Source organism: Prevotella sp. E13-17 (genome assembly GCF_022024035.1).
In the GTDB taxonomy this organism is placed as follows: domain Bacteria; phylum Bacteroidota; class Bacteroidia; order Bacteroidales; family Bacteroidaceae; genus Prevotella.
Genome location: NZ_CP091787.1, coordinates 3,171,420 through 3,191,437 on the forward strand (window position 1 = coordinate 3,171,420; position 20,018 = coordinate 3,191,437).

A 20,018-nucleotide genomic window follows, 5' to 3' on the forward strand; every position below is an offset into this window, starting at 1 on the left:
AATCAGTTTATTATATAATCATTATTGAATTGCAACAATCTTGCCTTCGAGCAACTCCACGGTGTTCTTGGTACAGGTAGAGCCATTGTAATAGCTGTGAGAGTAGAGCAGCCAGATGGTTTCGCTATCCTTCTGGAACAGCGAGCCATAGTAGGCGCCCTCACCACGTGGCAGGCTGGAGAAGGGGATGGTGCGATACTTGAAGTTGTGACCAGTATTGTCGCCCACGCAAACCTTCAGGCGGTTGGTCTGCCACACATCGCCATTCTGGTCGAGATGGCCCATCACAACCACCTCGCCGGTTTCCAGCTGCAAGGCATAGGGGGCGCATCCGCCAAGGATGGGATCTGCCACCCAACGACGATCGTCGATCTGCTCGTCCCAGTCGCTGCTGTCCCACTCGCCGTCGAGCGGACGCCAAGAGATAGAGGGGTTGTTGCCACTGCCAATGCTCTCGTAGCTGAACAGGATACCCTTGTTGCCCTGCAGCATCACCTGCACAGGCATACCATCGCGCTTGCCGGGATTATAGCTGGCACGCTTTTGTGCGGTCCATGTCTCGCCATTGTCGGTAGAGCGCGACACCACGATTTCCTGATTGAGATTGCCGCCAGTGCCCCACCATTGTTTCTCGCTTGACACGAGCAGTTCCAGTTCGCCGCCGGGCAACTGCACAATCTGTGGTTCCCACACACGGCCACGCAGCACGGTGATGGGGTCGCCCCAGGTCTGACCGCCATCCTTAGAGATCATGACAAACACCTGACAGTTCTCGTTGGTCTCGGGATTGGCATTCGATGACCACGTCATCAGAATCCAACCGTTCTGCAACTTCACCATGTCGGCATTCGTGAAGCGATACCAGCCATGAGTCAACCAAGTCTTGGTCTTGTCGAGAATCTTCTCGGGGTCGGTCCAGGTCTTACCATTATCGGTAGAACGGCAAATATAGATATTCTGCCAGTGGTCGGTAGAACCGGTGCTGCCATCGCCACCATGATAGGTCAGGATGAGGGTATCCTTGCTAACACGCAGCACACGAGGATACTCAGCCTGGATGTATGAAGGATTGAGCTGAATGGCTGTAGTGCGGTTGTTCCACTGGATGCGGTGAGACACAGGCTTCACGGTCTCATCTACCTCATAGGTACTATAGTCTGTCAGTGTACGGACGGTCTTCTCGATGACCTGCTCATCGCCGTCAATGTCGGCAGTGACACGCAGGTAGTAGGTGGTGCCAGACTTTAAGGATCTCAGGAGGTTTGACTTATACTTATGCGCATCAGCATCGACCGTTGAAATATCCACCGTGCTCATATTGTTCTTATCCGTGCCATACTCGAACTTCATCGTTGGCTTGGCATCCACATAGCCAGAGATTTTGAACTGTGGCTGAAGCATGTTCTTGGTGATGGTCCAATCCTCGCTGCTCCACTCCAGTCCTGGCAGAGTTTCCACCAGCTTGCCCGGACCATAGATAAAGGAACCGTCTTGGGTCTTGATATAGAAACGGATGCTATAGGTCTTGTTGGGAAGCAGACCGGGACAGGTAGCCTCAAAGTCTGTACCCGGAATCTGGGTGCCCACTGCCACATGCTGCATACTGCGGTAAGCACGGTTCACGCCGCTATAGTTATAGCAGAAGCCATACTCAGCCACAGCCTCAGGAGCAATGGTACAACCTGTGATCTCAAAGGTGGCCTCGTTGCTCAAAGCCTGCGACAGCGTTGCATTAAAACTAAAGACCTTGATAATATGGGTCTCGGTAAGCGGGGCGCAAGCCTCATCGCCATTGACGACAACGCGCAGATAGGTATCGGACGTAGGTGTTACCTCATACTCACGACTGGTGGCACCACTGATATTGGTCCAAGTCTGACCCTGATCCATAGATCTCTGCCACTGGATAGTGCCATAGTTGTCGGTGTTCCATGCCAGACTAAGTGTAGTCCTCATGCCACTACGTGCATAGCTAGTGATGGTGCGCTGAGCCTGGATGCCCATACTTACGAACAGGGCAAGAAGAGATATGAGGAGAGATTTATTTGTCTTCATCATGAGTTACTTTTTAACAGTGATTTTCTGGACAGACTCGGTGCCATCGGCATAGATACGACAAAGCACATAAGTGCCGTTCTGGAGTCCATCGGTATATGTTGTGATTGAACGAGTATTCTTAACCAGACGGCCCTTCAGGTCGAAGAGCTTGATTTGTTGTACATCCTGAATATTTGCGGGGTCGATGCCGGCAGGATCAGTGGCAGAGAACATCACGCTGACCTGACAGCCGTGACCATCGGTCACCTTCAGATAATAGTTGCCCCAATGCTTGATCTCGAAAGTCTTCTGGTTGCCCACCTGCTGTCCGGCAGCATTGGTCCAGAGATAAGTGTAGGAGCCGTCGCCACCTTCCACGCTGACGTCGCTACCCACAGTGATAGCGCCCTGCGAGACATCGACAGTGACCGTCTCGGCAACGGCTTTCAGCGGTGGATATTGATCTACTTTAACGGGAATGACGGTCTGTGCCACTGCTGAAGCTGCGCCCAGCACCATCATCATCATGACTGACAGCAATAGTTTCTTCATATGAGTTCGGTTTATATTGTTTTGTAGAAAAAGAGTTAAAGTGGGAGACGCTCTCCCACCCTAACTCTTATTTGAAAATAATTACTTCATGACTTTGCGAACCTCGCCATTAGACATCTTCACGATGTTGAGACCCTTCTGGGCAGCAGCCACACGCTTACCGTCGATGGTGTAGATGTTGGCAACAGCTGCCTTCTGGCTCATGTTGTTGATACCGTTCAGCTGCCCGGTAACAGTGAATGTGCCAGTAGCAAAGGTAGAACCCTGCAGGTCGGCAGCAACGGTCTGAACACCCCATGTATATTCGCCAGCAGGGATATTGTTCAGGGTCAGATTAGTGTTCATGAAGGCATTACCCTCGCGGAGCACCTTGCGCACACCGTCCTTGTCGCCACCGATGAATGAGGTAGCACCATTGTAGATCTTACCCTGAGCGTCCTTGATGAAGTACTCGTATGTAACGTTCTTCTGAGCAGTAGCAGCAGGAGTCCATGACAGTGTTACAGCATTGTCGTTAACCTCTGCCTGGGGAGCTGTAGGAGCAGCAGGACGTGCAGCCTTTTCCCAAGGATTCTTGGTGAAGACAGCGTTACGTCCCATGGGAAATTCTGGATTTGGATTGGCCTCTGTTGCCTTAGTGAAGTAAGTAGCATCACCATGATAACCCGTCATCATATAGTTCAAAGAACCCTCATTGCCATAGTCAAGGAATAGAACTGCTTGCTCAGATGCGCCAGGAATACGCTGGTAAGAGGTGAAACCATTCTCGCCACCAGGAAGGAACCAGCCAGCTTGCGTGCTTGCTGTTTCGTCAGGCATCGGATCACACCAACCCATCCAAAACAGATCATAATAGCCATTACCGTTATAGTCGATTGCACGCATACCTACATTAGTAGAGCTCAAAATCTTTGTATTAGTTCGGCGCAATGGCATCTGCACGTATTCACTATAGGATAGCTCATTACCATCAGTGGTCTGCTTAATCTTTCCATACATCATCATAGGAATGTAATCCCATTGATCATGAAATCCAAGACCTGACGCACTGGTAGGATCTTCACCAGTAACAAAAACATCAGGTGTACCATCATTATTGAAGTCTGCAACAAGAATATTACCATTACCGTAGTTATGTGTAATGTCTGTTAGCCCCATATCATAGAAAGACACGACATCTGCAGGATCTGTATCCACACCAAGATTCAAATAAGCAATAAAGGTACGGTCAAAAGGTCGTCCTTGATTATCCACATTACCTTGAAGAAGGAAATCTGCATAACCATCATTATTCAAATCATAAGCTTTGATAGTGGAAAGAGCAAACTCATAAATCATATCACCATTACCTATCAAATCCGTTGCACGTGCAGTAAAGGTTCCATCTCCATTATTAATAAGAACGCCACAATTGGGCTGACGGACACCACCAACACCACTCCAACCGATAGTTACAATATCGGGCAGACCATCAAGATTAAAGTCTGCAACATCGACAGAACGAGGATACCATCCAATAACCTCACCATCGGTATTCTTTACGGCAAAATTAGGATCTGCAGTAAAATTACCATTTCCATCATTCAGATAGACAGAAAAGAAATCATAGCCTTCTCCTCCAATCGTAACATCAATATTTCCGTCACCATTGAAATCTGCAGGAACTATCTGTCCACGCATACCAACAGGGCTGATAAATTCCTTTTTCTCATACGCACTTCCATTCCAAGAAATAATCCATGCTTGACTTTGCGTTTCTGTCTCATTACCTTCACCATCAAGAACAACCATGCCTGGTGCTTCGCCACGTGTCCATCCGCCAACAATGACTTCTTTCAAACCGTCATTATTGAGGTCAATCTCACATCCACTGGCATAGTCAATACTGATGTCTTTGTCCACGCTGGCAACAGAAATCTGCTTTTGTGCATTCACGCTCAGTGCCAAACCGGCAGCAGCCATTAATGTAAATAATTTCTTCATAATGTTTTGTTGTTTAAGTTAGTATTTGAGATTGGGAGTGCAGACGCTCACGCCTGCGCTCCGTCTCTCGTGATTAATATTGTTATTCGTAACGTGGGGAAGTCCATCCCTTTTGCGCTTTTACACTGCTTTTGAACCAGCCGTCATCGCCTAATTCAATAGGAGTAATAAGCATTGGCTTGCGCGCAAATCCACTCTTCATCTGAGCAGTTCCCGCCTCTGTAGCATTATAAGCCACATAGACGTGAGTCTGATCTGAATTCATGAAAGCACGCATAGGATTCTCTGGATTAATCATAACATCACCACCTTCAATAAGCAATTCTCCATTGCTGGTTGTAGCGACATCATTGCCACTCTTATCAAGATATGGCCCAGTGAAGCTACCAGCACGAGCATAACGGATTTCCGTATTAGCACCATTCTTCACTGTGAACATCAAATAAAGTTCGCTTGAGCTCTTTCTGAAGATTGCCACATCGTCCATATTAGCATTACCAATGAGCGTACGGGTTCCAGAAAGCGCTGCACTGGCAGCATCAGCCTTAGCTCCTTTCAAGGTAATCTTCTGAATATAGGTACCATTCTCAGTTGTGTAGCACAGGTAATAGTTTGTAGCAGCTACAATAAAGAATGGATTCTTAATTGTGGTTGCCCCTGCATCAGCAGCTGTCAGCAGCACGCCTTTATCTGTATATGGTCCCTGTCCCGAAGTTGAGAAAGCATAACCAATACCATCACCATCTTCCAACGTGTAGAACATCCAGAAACAAATCTTTATCGTCTTTGCATAGTCGATAGACAGTGAGTTCACACGACTGTCGTTCCACGATGGAATGGCTGTTTTCTCGAAAGCATCGTTGGCCACGGTCCAGTTCATCAGGTTTGTCGATGACAGCGTAGGACAATAGTTCGTTAGGCCCTTGGCCCACTGAGTGGTGCTTGAGATGGCAACAAACGTGCTGGCACCCTTGACCACAGTTCCTGCCTCGACCGATGGTTCGATGACTGGGTTGTGGAAACTGGTGTTGTCGGGGTTCTGACTACCGTTCCAAACCACGGAGTCCACACCATCGCCTCCCATATCGGTGCAACTGGTCATGCCGGCAGGAACAAGAGCGCCCATGCAGGCAACAGCAGCTATATATTTAATGATATTCTTCATAATTGTTCACTCTTAATAATTAATTCATAATTCTTAATAGCCAGGATTCTGTTTCAATCCCTCCCAGTTGTTGATCTCATGGTTGGGGATGCACCACAGGTGGCTGATACCCAAGCGATAGGTCTGGAAGTCGGCATCGCGCTCAGCCAGCTTGTTGATTTTCTCCTGATCGTGGATGTCGCCCCAACGGTCGAGGTCGAACCAGCGGGTGCACTCACCGCAAAGCTCTACCAAGCGCTCATGCTTGATTTGCTCGAGCAGTGTGTCGTAGGTGGTGTAGTCACTAGCTGAAAGGTCCTTCATATTCACACGACGGCGCACCTTATTAATATATTCTACGGCGAGGGCGCGGTCGCCATCCAGTTCGTTGAGCACCTCGGCATACATCAGATAGACGTCGGCCAAGCGCAGGATGCGGATATTAACACCAGTCACATAGCCTTCGCCCTGAGCGCTAGGATTGTTCTCAACGCTGGTATATTTCTTCCAGTAGCATGACTTTGCGAAAGGCTCGATGGCATTCCACTCGTCCCATGTCTTGCCATAATAGATGGCGGTCACGGTCTGAGGTTCATTGACATCCTTATAGAACAGGGTGTGGAACTTACGCATGTCGATGTTGCCATCCTTGTCGCGCTCCTTGTTGAACTCATCGAGCAGCCATGAGCGTGCCGAACCGTCATCCCAAGAAAGTCCAGACGAAGCACCGGCATAGAGTCCCAAGAACTTAGGACGCTGGTTGCCCACTTCCTTACCATTGATGGTGCCCTCTTTAAAGTTAATCTCGAAGAGAGACTCCTTGTTGTTCTCATTAGCCTCGGTGAAGTTATCCAACCAGTTGGGCACCAGATCATAGATACCCAGTTCAAAGATATCCTCTATATTCTTCTTGGCAGCCTGCCAGTAAGCCTTGGCAGCAGCGGGATCCTGATTGGCAGCATCCCAAGGGCGATGGCACTTCATGCCAGCCAACTGCATGTTCATGCGGGCCATCATGCCCAGTGCGCCACCCTTGGTGGCACGACCAGCCTCAGCAGCGGGCCAAGTGGTGGGCAGCAGTTCGGCAGCCTTGGTGAAGTCGTCAAGAGCTTGTTTATAGAGCTCTTCCTGTGTGCCGATAGGACCATTGCCTACAGAACTGGTCTGAATAGGACCACTGCCATAGATACCTGCAATAGCCCAGAAGGCGACGGCACGGATGAAGTAGCCCTGACCTAAGATCTTGTCGGCCTCGCTCTTCTCGAAGAGGTCATAACCATGGTCATTCATGTTGTCGATGACCTGGTTCACATAGTACAAGCTGTTATACATAGCCTGCCATGGCAGGTTCAATCCCTCGTTGCTGTCGTAGTTGTATGAAGTCATCACGAAGTTGGCATCGCCGATGAACTCAGGGTTGGGACTGTTGCTCCAGCCCTCATCGCCACGCAGCACGGTGAGCACCTGGAACCAACGGCTGAAGTAGCCGGGGCGGCGCCATGTAGAGTAGGCGGCGGTGAGACCCTCGTTAAACTGTTCGCTGGTCTGCCAGAACGTATCAGCAGTCTCCAGATTAGGATCGCTGAGTGAGAGCCAGTCATCGCTGCAAGCAGTCATTCCAGTGAGCAGCGATGCCGCAATCATTGTATTTGCTATAATCTTTTTCATGTTATTGCTCCTTTCTTAATTTTAGAATGTTACTTGCAGTCCGAAGTTTACCTGACGGCTTGATGGATACTGTCCGTTGTCAATGCCCTGAGAGTAAACATTGTTGCAGATGATATCAGGATCGTAGCCCTTATACTTGGTGATGGTCAGCAGGTTGGTGCCACTGATGTAGGCACGTACCTTGCGGATGTAGGCCTTCTGAGTGAGTGCAGCAGGCAGGGTGTAGCCCAGCTGCAGGTTCTTCAGACGGAAGTAAGAGCCATTCTCCAGGAAGCGGTCGCAATAACCGATATTATTAGATGTGGTACCTGCCAGCATGCGGGGATACTCCGTAGAAGGATTGTCCCATGTCCAAGGTGCAGCATCGGCAGGAATATTATCGACGTTGAAGTTGAGCAGGTTCTTGCGCAGCTCGTTGTAGATCTTGTTGCCGAACTTGCCAGCCCAGAACATGTTGAAGTCGAAGCCCTTGTAGGCCAGGCTGACATTCAGACCCATCTCGAACTTAGGCAGTGGGCTGCCGCTCCATGTGCGGTCGTTGGTATCGATGACACCATCGCCGTTGACATCCACATAGCGCACGTCACCAGGTTTAGCATCGGGCTGAATCACCTTCACAGTTCCGTCGGCCAGTGTGGTGGTGTGGTCGTAAACCTCGTCCATAGACTGGAAGATGCCTGCGAAAGGAATCAGATAGAAGTCGCTGATAGAGCGGCCCACCTCGGTGCGGGTGTAGGCATCCATCACATAAGACTCACCCATGCGGAGCACTTCATTGCGAACGGTCGATACGTTGGCACTGACGCTGTAGTCCAGTTCACCGGCCTTGTCGCGCCAACCTAAGGTCAGCTCGATACCCGAGTTGCGCATCTCACCGAAGTTGGTCCAGATAGACCCCACACCAGTGGCCCACGACTGTGGCTTGTTCAGCAGCAGGTCGGTAGATTTGGCAGTGAACCACTCGAACGTACCGAAGAGACGGTTGTTGAACATATTGAAGTCGAGACCGATGTTAGTGGTGGTCTTCGTCTCCCACCCCAGGTTCACATTGACCATGGCACTCTGGGTGGCACCGTTCAGCACGGTCTCGTTCTTGGAAGGACCGAAGATGGCATAGAAACCCTCGTAAGGACCGCTGTGGTCGATGCTGGGAATATAGGCATAGTTGCCCAGCGACTGCATGTCGCCCACCTTACCCCAGCTGGCACGCACCTTCAAGTTGTTGATGGTCTGCTTCAGAGGTTCGAAAAACTTCTCTTCAGAAACACGCCATCCGAACGAGAATGAGGGGAAGTAACCGCGGCGGTTGTTGGGACCAAACTTAGAGCTGCCGTCCGAACGGAAGTTGAACTGAGCCAGATACTTGCCATCATAGTTATAGTCGATACGACCGAGGTAAGACAACTGACGGCGCTGCTGCTCAGAGCCCGACATGCTGTGCTGTTCGCCAGCCAGGTCGATCTCAACGAGTCCGGGCACCTTCTGGTCGTAGCCGACAGCCTCGAGCCAGTGCCAGTTCACGTCCTCTGCAGTGTGACCGGCCAAGACGGTGAGGTTGTGCTTACCAAAGGTGTTCTGATAGGTCAGCGTGTTCTCCAAGATGGTGGTGATGCGCTGGTCGCGGTTGTCGTAGAGGGCATTGGTGAAGTGTGTCTCGACAGAGTTCAGACGCAGTGTATAACCATAGTCGAAGTTCTTATGACGGCCAAACCAAGCATCGATACCGAAGTTAATCTTATAAGTGAAATGCTTGAAGAGGCTCAGCTCTGCATAGACATTACCCAGCGCACGGTTGTTGATGCTCAGGTCCTGATAGCGCTCCTGCTCGCCCACGGGGTTCGAGGTGTAGGTCAGGAAGTTGGTGCCACCATAACCGTAGCCGCCACGACCAGAACCCTCGTTCGGATCGCGAACGGGAATCACTGAAGGCATCGACAGGGCATTCCAGAAGCCACCGCCGGTGGTCTCGTGGTGAATGGTGTGCTGGAAGGTCAGGTTCTCGCCAATCTTCAGGATGCCATAGGTGGCATCGCTGTTGATACGAGCGGTGAAACGACGATAGTCGGGACCATCAATCACACCGGTCTGATCCATGTAACCGCCACCAATGGCCATGTTGACATTGTCAGAGCCCTGACGATACATCACATTGTAGTCCTGCGTGAAGCCAGTCTGGAACTTAGCCTTCTGCCAATCGGTAGAGGGGATATACTTGCCAGTCATCAGTTCCGAATAGCTGGCAGCGGGCCACTGCTCGCCAGCGTTGATATACGCCTGTTCATTATATTTCATGAAGTCGGTGGCAGACATCATATCAATCTTCTTAGGCATGTCCGAGACGCTCCAGGTGGCGGTCACGTCGAGCGAGGGTTCGCCCTTCTTACCGCGCTTGGTGGTGATGAGAATCACACCATTAGCACCGCGAGCACCATAGATAGCAGCCGCCGAAGCATCCTTCAGCACCTGCATAGTCTCAATTTCATTGGGGTTCAGGTGGTTGGCATCATTGGCAATCATGCCATCAATCACGTAGAGCGGACCCACCGTGTTGAACGAGCCGACGCCACGAATCTGCACCTTACTCATCACACCAGGCTGGCTTGTGGTAGAGACCGAGATGCCCGGCACCTGTCCTTGCAGCATCTCATAGATATTGGTGGCAGCGGTTTTGGCCGCCTCCTTCATATCAACTACGCCCACAGCACCGGTCAAATCGGCCTTTTTCTGCGTACCGTAACCGATGACCACCACATCATTGAGGGTCTGAACGTCGGGAGACAATGCCACGTTGATGGTGGTCTTGTTGCCCACAGGTACGGTCTTGAGCAGATAACCAATATAACTAAACTGCAAACGCTCGTTCTTGCCGGCCTGGATAGAGTAGTTTCCGTCGAAATCGGTCACTGCCATACCCTTTCCGTCAATCGACTTCACGCTGACGCCAATCAGTGGTTCGTTGGTCTCAGCGTCGGTTACTGTGCCTTTCACGCTCTGAGCTTGCAACCCAAGAGGGATGAAGAAGAGCATCATTAACACAGACTTCCATGAAAATGTTCTTTGTTCCATATTATTATTGTTAGGTAGTAATTCACCATTTGTTAGGTTTAACGCTGCAAAAGTACGTCAAAACGCTGTTACCGGTATGTATTATTGTTTAGATTTCAGGTAAAATTGATTTTCCACCTAATTTTTCTTACTACAATACTCCGTAGGACTCATGCCTACATGCTTCTTGAACGTCTTCGAGAAATAGCTGGGATCAGAGAAGCCCGTGCTATAGGCCGTCTCTGAGACGTTATAGCCATTCTGCAACATCTGACAGGCCTTATCGAGTCGCTTCTTGCGGATGTAGTCGCCCATTGACATGTTGAGGATGTTCTTCATTTTGATATGCAACAGACTACGGCTGACGCCCAGCGCCTCGGTAATATCGGTAATCGAGAAATCGCTGTTGGCCAAATTGGCCTCAACAATCTCTGCCATCTTCTGCACAAAGGCCTTATCGAGTTCGCCCAGCGTATCGGTGGCATCGATGTCGGCACTGTCGGCATCCACAATCTCCTTCCGGCGCTTCTCCACCAGCTGCATGATGTTGTTCACCTGCAACTGCAGGATGTCGGGATCGAAGGGCTTAGAGACATAAGCCTCTGCACCACTCTGATAGCCTTCGAGCACATCATTGCTTTCACTCTTGGCAGTCAACAGGATGACGGGGATGTGCGAGGTCTGCATGTCGGCCTTCAGGGTGCGACACAATTCAATGCCATCCATCTCGGGCATCATCACATCGGAGATGACCAGCTGTACCTGTTGTTCGTGTGCCAACTGCAAGGCCTCCTTACCATTGGTGGCCGTGAGGACGTTATAGTCTTTAGAGAAGTAGTCGCGCAGGTACTGCAACAGGTCGGCATTGTCATCGACAATCATGATAGACATACGGTCGTTGTCCACATGCTGCTCCAACGGTGCATTGTCAACAGAGGTCATGATGGCAGGTTGGGCAAACTTATACTGATCAATGGGCTTGATGACCTTGTCGTCGGTGATCAGACTCTTTTCCGGGAAGGCATTGGCCGACACGTTCAGCCATACGGTGAACGTGCTGCCCTGCCCCACGGTGCTGTCCAATTCGACCTCACCTTTATGCAGGTCAACCAGGCGTTTCACCAACGAGAGGCCAATGCCCCAACCGCTGTTGTTGGCGTTGAAGCCGCGCTTGGTCTGATAGAAACGGGTGAAGATGTTCTCTTGCTCCTCTTTGGCGATGCCGATGCCGGTGTCTTTCACTTGGAAGCGCAAGTAGGTGTAGGGACTGTCGTTCTTGACGGTAATACAAGCATTGACCGTGATCGAACCTTCTGGCGGGGTGAACTTGATGGCATTCGAGACGAGGTTGTTCAGGATGCGTTCCACATAGGATGGCGAGAACCACACCTCCTCACCGTTGTTCTCGGTGCTGACACTCAGGTTGAGGCCTTTCTCGCTGCATGCCACATAGAAGTTGGCCATGCCCAGCTCGATGAACTCCAAGGGGTTGCCCTTCTGCAAATAGAAAGAGAAGTGGTCGGTCTCAATCTTATTGAAGGTGACCAGTTCGCCAATGAGCTCTTGCATCTTATTGGCATTCTTGATGATCATGTCCAAATGGCTGCGCGACTCCTCGCTCATGGTCTCTTTGGCCATGCTCTTCAGTGGAGCAATGATGAGCGACAGCGGGGTCTTCAGCTCGTGAGAGACCGTGGTGAAGAAGTCAAACTTGGCCTTATCCAGTTCTTCCAGCTTTTCCTTCTCCATATTGGCAATACGCACAGCGTTGCGCTCCTGCATACGCACCTTGAACAGCCGCTGAATCAATGCCAACAACGTCATTAGGACTAACAGATAGAATGCGTAGGCCCAGGTTGAGCGGTAGAATGGTGGGCGCACCACAATAGTGATCACCTTTTCCGGGCAATTCTCCCAGCCACGATTGGTGTTGTTGGCACGGATGTGCAAGGTGTAAGTGCCTGGCGAGAGGTTATAGCCAGAGAAGCGGCGCTCCGTGCCCACATTACGCCAGTTGCGGTCGATGCCCTCCACCCACACTTGATAGTTGATGGTCGATGTGTTGCCCGGCATGATGACGCTATAGTCGATGCTGAAGGAGCGAGCCTGTGAGTAAGAAAGTTCAATTTTGTCGGTTTCATCGAGTTCTCGAACCAACGGAGAGTCCTCGCTGGAGGTGTTGATGACCTCGTCGTTGATGGTCAGTCGCTTCAGGTGGACGACGAATGGTCCAGTCTTCTCCTTAATGTCGTTTGGATAGAAAGCGATGAGTCCGTTGATCGTGCCAAAGAACATACGGCCGTCAAGGGCTTTCAGCGAAGAAGCAAAGTTGAACTGGTTTGACGGCAGACCGTTGGACTCGGCAGAGAAGCGCACGATGGCCTCGGTCTTGGGACTGTAGCAGAACAGTCCCTGACTGGTGCTGATCCACAGATGACCACTCTTGTCTTCCTCGATGCTACAGATCGTGCACTGCGACAAGACGTCGCTCTCGATATCGTGTATTTTTCCATCGGGGGTCATGAACTGCAGACCATTATTGTTGTTACCAATCCACAGCGTGCCATGGCTGTCCTGATACAGGCAGATGATATAGTTGTCTTTCAGCCCCTTTCCCTCGGAGGTCTTGATGCTGCTCACCGTGCCACGCTTGCCGTCAACACGGAAGATGCCGTGGTTGATGACACTCGCCCACAGGTTGTCATGACGGTCGATGTGGAGCGAATAGATGAAGGTCTCGTCGAGATCTGCCGTTCCCGTGGGCAGAAACTGGTCGTGCTGGGCATCATAATAGCGCAAGCCTTCCATCGTGGCCACCCAGATGCGCCCACTCTTCTGCTTGGCAATGCTGAAACAGGCTTCGGAAGGCAAGCCGTTGGAACGGAAATAGCGCTTGATGGCCTTGGTCCTGAGGTTATAGCGATAGAGACCGTCGAAGCGTGTGCCTATCCAGATGTCGGCCGTGGCGGCATCGTAAAAAAGACCATGCACATTGTTGGCAGTGGCAGGAAGACCGCTGAACTGGGTGAACTGATTGGTCGTCTGATCGAAGATGTTGATTCCTCCATCCTCGGTAGCTATCCAGAACGTGCCCGGCATGGTCTCGATGATGGTGCGTGGCACACGCGCTTTCAGCTGATTAGGCGCTGAACCGGGTACGAACAGCAGGAACTGGTCGTTGTCGTTCTGCAGATAGTCAACACCTCCGAAGTAGGACCCCAGCCAGATATTGGATGCCTTATCGCAGAATATGGTATAGATAGCATTGTCGCTCAGCGAGTTGGCATCGGCAAAATGGTGTCTCAGCACCTCTATCTCGCCATTGGGATGGATGATGGACACACCCTTTTCCGTGCCCAGCCAGATGCGGTGACGGTTGTCTTCGGTGATGCAGCGCACGATGCCGCTGGAAAGCAGCTCGGCAGGATAGACCTTGGTGGCACCGCTCTTCAGGTCGATACACATGGCTCCCTGACCATTGCGACCGACCCACAGTCTGCCTGAGGAGTCGAACTGCAGCGGCACGATGACATGGGCACCCTTCATGAAGTCTTGGAAATAAGTCTGAGGAAGCACAGAGAAGTTGGTCAACGAGCGGTCGTAGCTGAAGATAGAGCTGTTGGTTGCCACAAAGAGATTATCGTTGCGGTCCATGGCCAGCGAGTTGACGAAGTCGGCAGTCCTCGTGGGAATGATGATCATCGAGTCTTGCTGCTCGTCATAGCGACACAGGGTGTTTCCGCCAAAGAAGATGTCGCCCTGGCTGGACTCGGTGATAGACCAGAAGAGTCCTTTCTCGAGTGCATAGTTGCAGAAGTCGTCGGAGTCGGGCCGATAGCGGCTGATGCCGTTTTCGGTGGTGATCCACAGGCGGTTCTGCCGGTCCACATGCAGTCCGTGGACAAAGTTGTGGCTCAGCGAATGGGGCTGAGAGGTGTGATAGTAGGTGCGGATGTCATAACCATCATAGCGTGCCAAGCCATTGCGGGTGCCTATCCACATGTAGCCTTTGGCATCTTGTGCCAGGGCCTCCACCTGCTGGTGGGGCAGCCCACTCTTGCTGTCAACATGCTGGAAGCGGTAGTTGCCCGCCCATCCCATTGATGCTATCAGCATCGTGATGATGGTTATAACGAATCGCATAGTCTCTTTTTTATATTAGAACTGAGGAGCCTCGTGTTTCTGGCTTGGCACACTGTTCTCGATATATGGCCAGCCGTCTTTCCATTTCACCTCATCGAGCAGCAGCACACGCCCGGCATCGGGGTCGTTGCGATGGAAAGCATGATAGAGCATCCAGTCGCGTCCGTTCTTGTCGGTGACGAACTCAGCGTTGTGTCCGGTGCCGACAAACTGGTCGTTCTTGTGCAAGACAATCTCGTGATGGTTCTTCAGAAGAGGCTGTCCCTGCTTGTCAACATAGGGGCCCAGGAGCTTCTTCGAGCGTCCCACGGTGACCTGATAGGTGCTCTTGGCACCCTCGCAGCAAGTGCCGCTGGAGCCAAAGAGGTAGTAATAGCCATCGCGCTTCAGGATGTAGGTGGCCTCCATGAAGGTGTCTGCCACCTTATGCAGTTTCTTGGGGTTCTTCAGCGCCAGGCCATCGGCCGTGAGCTCGGCTCCATAGATGCCTCGGAAACTGCCCCAGAACAGGTATTTCTTGCCTTTCTCTTCAATATAGAAGGGATCGATGCAGTTCTGCACGCCTATCTCCTTACTGATGAACATCTTGCCATGGTCGGTGAAAGGGCCCTCGGGCTTGTCGGCTGTAGCAACGCCAATGCCACACTCCCACTCGCCACCCCATGTTGACATGGCATAATAGAGCACATAGCGACCACCGAAATAGTTGATATCAGGCGCCCAGATGCTACCACGCTTCACAAAGCGGGGGCGCGTCTCGTCGTTGAAGGCGGTGCCCAGATAGGTCCAGTTGACCAGATCGTCGGAACGATAGATGGGCAGATTGCGGATATTCTCTGTGGCATACAGATAGAAATGACCGTCATCGGCCTTGATGACGGTGGGATCGGGCAGACTGTTATCGACTACAGGATTCTTGTAGGTGGTCTGTCCGTCAGCCGTGGTCGCCATTCCAAATACCGAGATCAGGATGGCACCAGCCAAAACCAAAAGTCTAGAGTTCATGCTTTTACAATTTGTTAGTTTGATTAATATACTGCAAAAGTACATATTATCTACTAATCGTTCCGGCACTATCGTCCAACACTTAGGTATTTTTGTCCATTCATTAAGCCAGAGAAGTATTCTTCGTAGCATTCTATCGCAAAGTTACAAATTATTCTGCAATGAGCAAAATAAATTGGCTAAAAACTTTGCAACACTCATTCTGCCCATTTGGGTCGCTCATAGTGCCGCTATAAAGAGTCAACACCAACGCTTTACGCATGCCAAACAATGACTCTTGATCTGGTTCCAGCCCCTGGACGACTCAATTCCAGCCCCTGAACGCAATCATTCCAGCCCCTGAAGGACGCGAGTCTAGCCCCTGAAAACGTCCTTTCCAGCCCCTGCATCTGTATCAATAGTGGCACTATTGCATGACAAAAGCAAAAGTATTGCATGACAAAAGCAAAAGTATTGCCTGCCAAAAGCGAATGTACAGGATGACAGAAGTGGAAGCATCGAGTCATGTTGTGAACCCAAACAGCTCCTCACCTCGGGGGAGGTCGGGAGGGTGCATAAAGAAATTTAGCCCCCCTTCACAGGGAGGCTAAGCTCATGAAAAAACAAATAATTCCTAAAAATAAAACTACTAACTATTTACTAACAATGTATGATCAAGAATCTGTTTCTTGTATGATATGTCTATTGTCTTTCGTGTTGACGTTGCAAAAGTACTACTAATTATTTAATTAGAATTGTATTTTTGTTTATTTCTTCAGTCATTTTGTGCATTTTGGTTCGGATACAACAGTTTCTGACCTAATATTTTCATTTTCCCTCTGGAAAATTTCATTTTTCCGATATACATGCCACGCGGGTAAACCTCTGATAATGAATAGTGTGCATGTAACACTATTCGCATTTTCCCGTCCTTATCTGTGAAAAAAGAGTGGTGGCCCGTGCCATAAAGTCCACCGACTCGCTGCACGATGGGATTGCCCTCGAACTTGGTCCACGGCCCCATGGGCGACTTACTGGTGGCATAGCCCACGCCATAGTCATGGCTACGGAAGTCATTGCCCGAATAGGTCAGATAGTAAGTGCCCCTATGTTTCACCATGAAGGGACCCTCGTTGACACGCCCTAACTTCTCTTCCCAGGGTGCCGACACGCTGAAACAGTGCTTCAGTGTGCCGGGTTTGGGCGTGATGCCGTCGGACTCGAGCTCACAGGCCCAGATGCAGTTGCCATCGGTGAAACGGACAAAGTAACAGTAGAGGCGACCGTCTTCGTCTTGAAAAACCGTCGAATCGATACATTTCTCATCGCCTATCAGACTCTTCATCATGCATCCTCCCACTTGTTTGAAAGGACCACAGGGCGTTTGGGCCACAGCGACATAGAGGTGTTCGTTGGCAGAGTAGTACATATAATACTGTCCGTTGCGGTGATAGACCTCGGGAGCCCAAAACCATTGTTCCTCGGTGGTGCTGTCTTTATGCAGCGCCAGTCCGCCACGCTGCCACGTCTGCAGGTCTTTAGAGGTGTAATACGCGATGCCATCCTTCTCACCAGTGCCGTAGGCATAGTAAGTGTCGCCGTCTAACAACACGTAAGGGTCGGCCAAAGGCACTTCACTGACGCGCTGGGCATGAGACTCTGCAACGCCGACTACGGTGATAGTCAGCGCCATCAATAGCTGTCTGAGTTGTTTCATCTTCTTCTTTCTATTAGTGAATAATGCGTTGAATCTTGGCCTCGTCGGTCAACAGATAGACCTTACCCAATGCTCCGACGGTGACGGGCACGTTCATGCCGTGATAGTTGACGGTGCCTACGGTCACAAACACATAGTCGCGGACCTTGAAATGCTGACGCATAAAGGCATCCAGCGCCTGCATCGCCATGACTGAACCCAATGCCGACACCGTCTCGGGCGCTGCTTCGGCCACCGCATCAGGCAGAGGTACGTCAGCGAGTTTCTGGTTTGCCACCTTCATGGCGATGCTGCGAACAGCCGCCTCGTGCTCCAGATTGCTGGGTTTTGTGAAAGGCAAGACAGCCAGCAAGGCCACCGCAAACAATACAATCAATACTACTACTCTTTTCATTGACTGATTTTTAGTTTAGTTCATTTCGGCTGCAAAGGTAAGAACTATTATCGGAAAAAACAAATATTCGCCACACGAAAGCGACTGGACGCTCATGGAACAGTGGCCTGAGAAACGAAAAGAGTGCCGCCATAAACAAAGAATAGCGGTACTATTCGCAGGGAAAAGTACCGCTATTCACAGGGCAAACCTATTGTTTGCTTATCGTATCACTTTCTTGCCATCCACTATATAAAGGCCACGACCAAGGGAATGGATGTCGCGACCCACATAACGACCATCGAGGGTATAGACGGCACCCGTCTTGCGAACTGCCACCTGCTCGCTGATGCCCGTTGTCTTGGGGGCCGTCACAAGCACGTCGTCCAGGAAGAAACGGTTCTTGATGGAAGCGCTGAACGTCAGTTTCACATCGCCATCGGCACTCACCACAGCCTCATATTCTTCGAAGCCACCCTTGCTCAGCTTGATCGTGGCAGGTTCTATGCTGCCATTGTTCACCGAGAGTTTTAGTGTGGTGCCCTCGTTTTCAGAATTCCAAGCGCCTGACAAGAAGGTCAACTGGGCTGTTCCGCTAACCGTAAAGGCTGGTGTTGTGGCTGAACCAGACTTCTTGGACGTTCCGAACTTCGCACAGCCATCACCACCACCGGCATTCTCTGTCACCCAGTCGTCGTTATCGAATTGAATCGCTGAGGAAGCTATCGCCCCAGACCATGCGCCATCATTACCGCCGGTGCCTTTACACATGTCGAACGACTCGTAGAAGATGGTATCACCAGTCTGTGTGTTCGTTGCTTTGAAGTCGGCCACAAAGTCAAAAGAGACGGTTTCATCGTCATTTTGTTTGATATTCTCTACTGATGAGCCAAGATAGAAACTGTTGTCTATATTCCTGTTATAAAGCTTAGCTGCTGGCCTTGTGCTCCTGTTGAAAGCATTGCAACTGCCATAAGGGAAGGGGTCGTTGGCCATGCCACTGAAGGTGAGACGATCATCAGCGTCCATCTGATACTTATTGTCGGCGGGAATCCATGTGAAGCGCTGATGCTCGGGATCGTCATTGGGTCCATTGAGATCCCACACGTCTTCATCGTAGTCAGCATGCAGAATCAGCAGACCAGCACCAGGCAGCGAGGCATCCCAGCCATCAAGCTGTCGGTTCTCCAAGAGGAAGAACTCGTTGCGATTCTTCTGGTTATAGATGACATAGCTTTCGCCGCCATTCTGCAGCGACTTCATGTTCTCGACGGTCGTGTCCTGACTCTCAAGGACGATGGGTTCCATCCATCCAGCCACCCAACGCTCGTAGCTGGTATATCCAGCAGGCTGATAGCCGTCGTCATTATAAGAACCAGAGTCCATCAAGTCCCAAGAGCCCATGCCCTGACCTCCGCTATAGTCTATGTCGTAGTAGTCGGGATAGCCCAGACAGTGGGAGAACTCGTGGCACATGGTACCGATACCGGAGATGGCAGCTCTCCAATCAAGCTCCGGACCGCAGGCATAGGTGTTCACCTTCTTGCCGCCATTCACGCTGACGGGGCCTGTGCCGTCACCATATTTGCTGGCTTCATCAAGGGCATAAGCATGCGGCCAGATGACATTCTCATCGTCATAGTCTGCCTCACCATGTCCGGCATAGACCACATAGACCTGGTCAACCTCGCCATCGTTGTCCCAGTCGTAGTCCGACCAGTCGGCAACTTCTTTGTTGGCCTGACTGACGGCCTCGGTAACCATCTCGCCGGGGCGCAGGTCATTGCCATCTTCATCATTCGCACCATAATAAGAATAGGTACGACTGACGGTGTAAGGTCCCAGCACATCGAAGTCCAGTTCGAACAGTCCGCGACTCTGATCCTTGAAATAGTCGGTCATCGACCCTTTGAAGTTGCCCTCATTGTAGCCTGGCTCGTTGGCGATACGCAGGAAGAGAGCCTTGTCGTGATCCTTTTGGAACGTGGAGTTTTTAAAGTTCACCAAGATGATGATGCCCTTTTTCTTACCCAGATAACTGCTCTGAGTGCCGGCACGGCGGGACAAGCGCTTGCCACGCACGGCATTCATCTTCTGGCGGTTCGACCTGGCTTTATGAATAACGGTTTGGGCATCTACCTGCTGATAGACACCTGCTGACGTCTTGCAATAGGCTTTTCCATCGGCACCTCTCCAAAAATGGCCGAATTCATCGCCTTCAAGACATGCCTTTACTTCTGTACCGTCTGCCAACTTCAACGTCTTCAAGACGCCACGCTTGGCTGGTACTGCTGCCACTGCCAGAGTTATCACCAGAAGCGACAGGACAAAAAACATTCTCTTCATTTTTCTTTTTGTTAGCTTTACAATTT

Annotated in this window: 11 protein-coding genes; all 11 read right to left on the reverse strand. The window is 50.8% G+C overall.

The window, feature by feature from the left end; translation table 11 throughout:
- Nucleotides 1-21: 21 nt before the first annotated feature.
- The gene (locus L6472_RS12675) at nucleotides 22-2,058 is read right to left on the reverse strand and encodes a sialidase family protein (RefSeq protein WP_237805661.1); all 2,037 of its coding nucleotides are present in this window, start codon (nucleotides 2,056-2,058) and stop codon (nucleotides 22-24) included.
- Nucleotides 2,059-2,061: 3 nt separating this feature from the next.
- Nucleotides 2,062-2,589 (reverse strand): T9SS type A sorting domain-containing protein, encoded by a 528-nt coding sequence (locus L6472_RS12680; RefSeq protein WP_237805663.1) that lies wholly within the window; start codon nucleotides 2,587-2,589, stop codon nucleotides 2,062-2,064.
- A gap of 81 nt (nucleotides 2,590-2,670) precedes the next feature.
- Nucleotides 2,671-4,572, reverse strand: a complete 1,902-nt coding sequence (locus tag L6472_RS12685; protein ID WP_237805665.1) for a VCBS repeat-containing protein — start codon at nucleotides 4,570-4,572, stop codon at nucleotides 2,671-2,673.
- Nucleotides 4,573-4,654: 82 nt separating this feature from the next.
- A complete protein-coding gene (locus L6472_RS12690) occupies nucleotides 4,655-5,737 on the reverse strand; it encodes a family 43 glycosylhydrolase (RefSeq protein ID WP_237805667.1) in 1,083 nt (360 codons plus the stop codon).
- 33 nt (nucleotides 5,738-5,770) lie between these two features.
- Nucleotides 5,771-7,384, reverse strand: a complete 1,614-nt coding sequence (locus L6472_RS12695) for a RagB/SusD family nutrient uptake outer membrane protein (RefSeq protein ID WP_237805669.1) — start codon at nucleotides 7,382-7,384, stop codon at nucleotides 5,771-5,773.
- A 21-nt stretch (nucleotides 7,385-7,405) separates the two neighbouring features.
- Nucleotides 7,406-10,450, reverse strand: coding sequence for a TonB-dependent receptor (locus tag L6472_RS12700; protein ID WP_237805672.1), 3,045 nt, complete (start codon nucleotides 10,448-10,450; stop codon nucleotides 7,406-7,408).
- Between the two features lie 117 nt (nucleotides 10,451-10,567).
- On the reverse strand, nucleotides 10,568-14,572 hold the full coding sequence (locus tag L6472_RS12705) for a two-component regulator propeller domain-containing protein (RefSeq protein WP_237805674.1): 4,005 nt from the start codon (nucleotides 14,570-14,572) through the stop codon (nucleotides 10,568-10,570).
- A 15-nt stretch (nucleotides 14,573-14,587) separates the two neighbouring features.
- On the reverse strand, nucleotides 14,588-15,577 hold the full coding sequence (locus L6472_RS12710) for a family 43 glycosylhydrolase (RefSeq protein ID WP_370640855.1): 990 nt from the start codon (nucleotides 15,575-15,577) through the stop codon (nucleotides 14,588-14,590).
- A gap of 754 nt (nucleotides 15,578-16,331) precedes the next feature.
- Entirely contained in the window at nucleotides 16,332-17,273 is a 942-nt protein-coding gene (locus L6472_RS12715) for a glycoside hydrolase family 43 protein (RefSeq protein WP_237805676.1), read from the reverse strand.
- Nucleotides 17,274-17,286: 13 nt separating this feature from the next.
- The gene (locus L6472_RS12720) at nucleotides 17,287-17,667 is read right to left on the reverse strand and encodes a hypothetical protein (protein WP_237805678.1); all 381 of its coding nucleotides are present in this window, start codon (nucleotides 17,665-17,667) and stop codon (nucleotides 17,287-17,289) included.
- 201 nt (nucleotides 17,668-17,868) lie between these two features.
- Nucleotides 17,869-19,992 (reverse strand): M6 family metalloprotease domain-containing protein, encoded by a 2,124-nt coding sequence (locus tag L6472_RS12725; RefSeq protein WP_237805679.1) that lies wholly within the window; start codon nucleotides 19,990-19,992, stop codon nucleotides 17,869-17,871.
- Nucleotides 19,993-20,018: the final 26 nt, after the last annotated feature.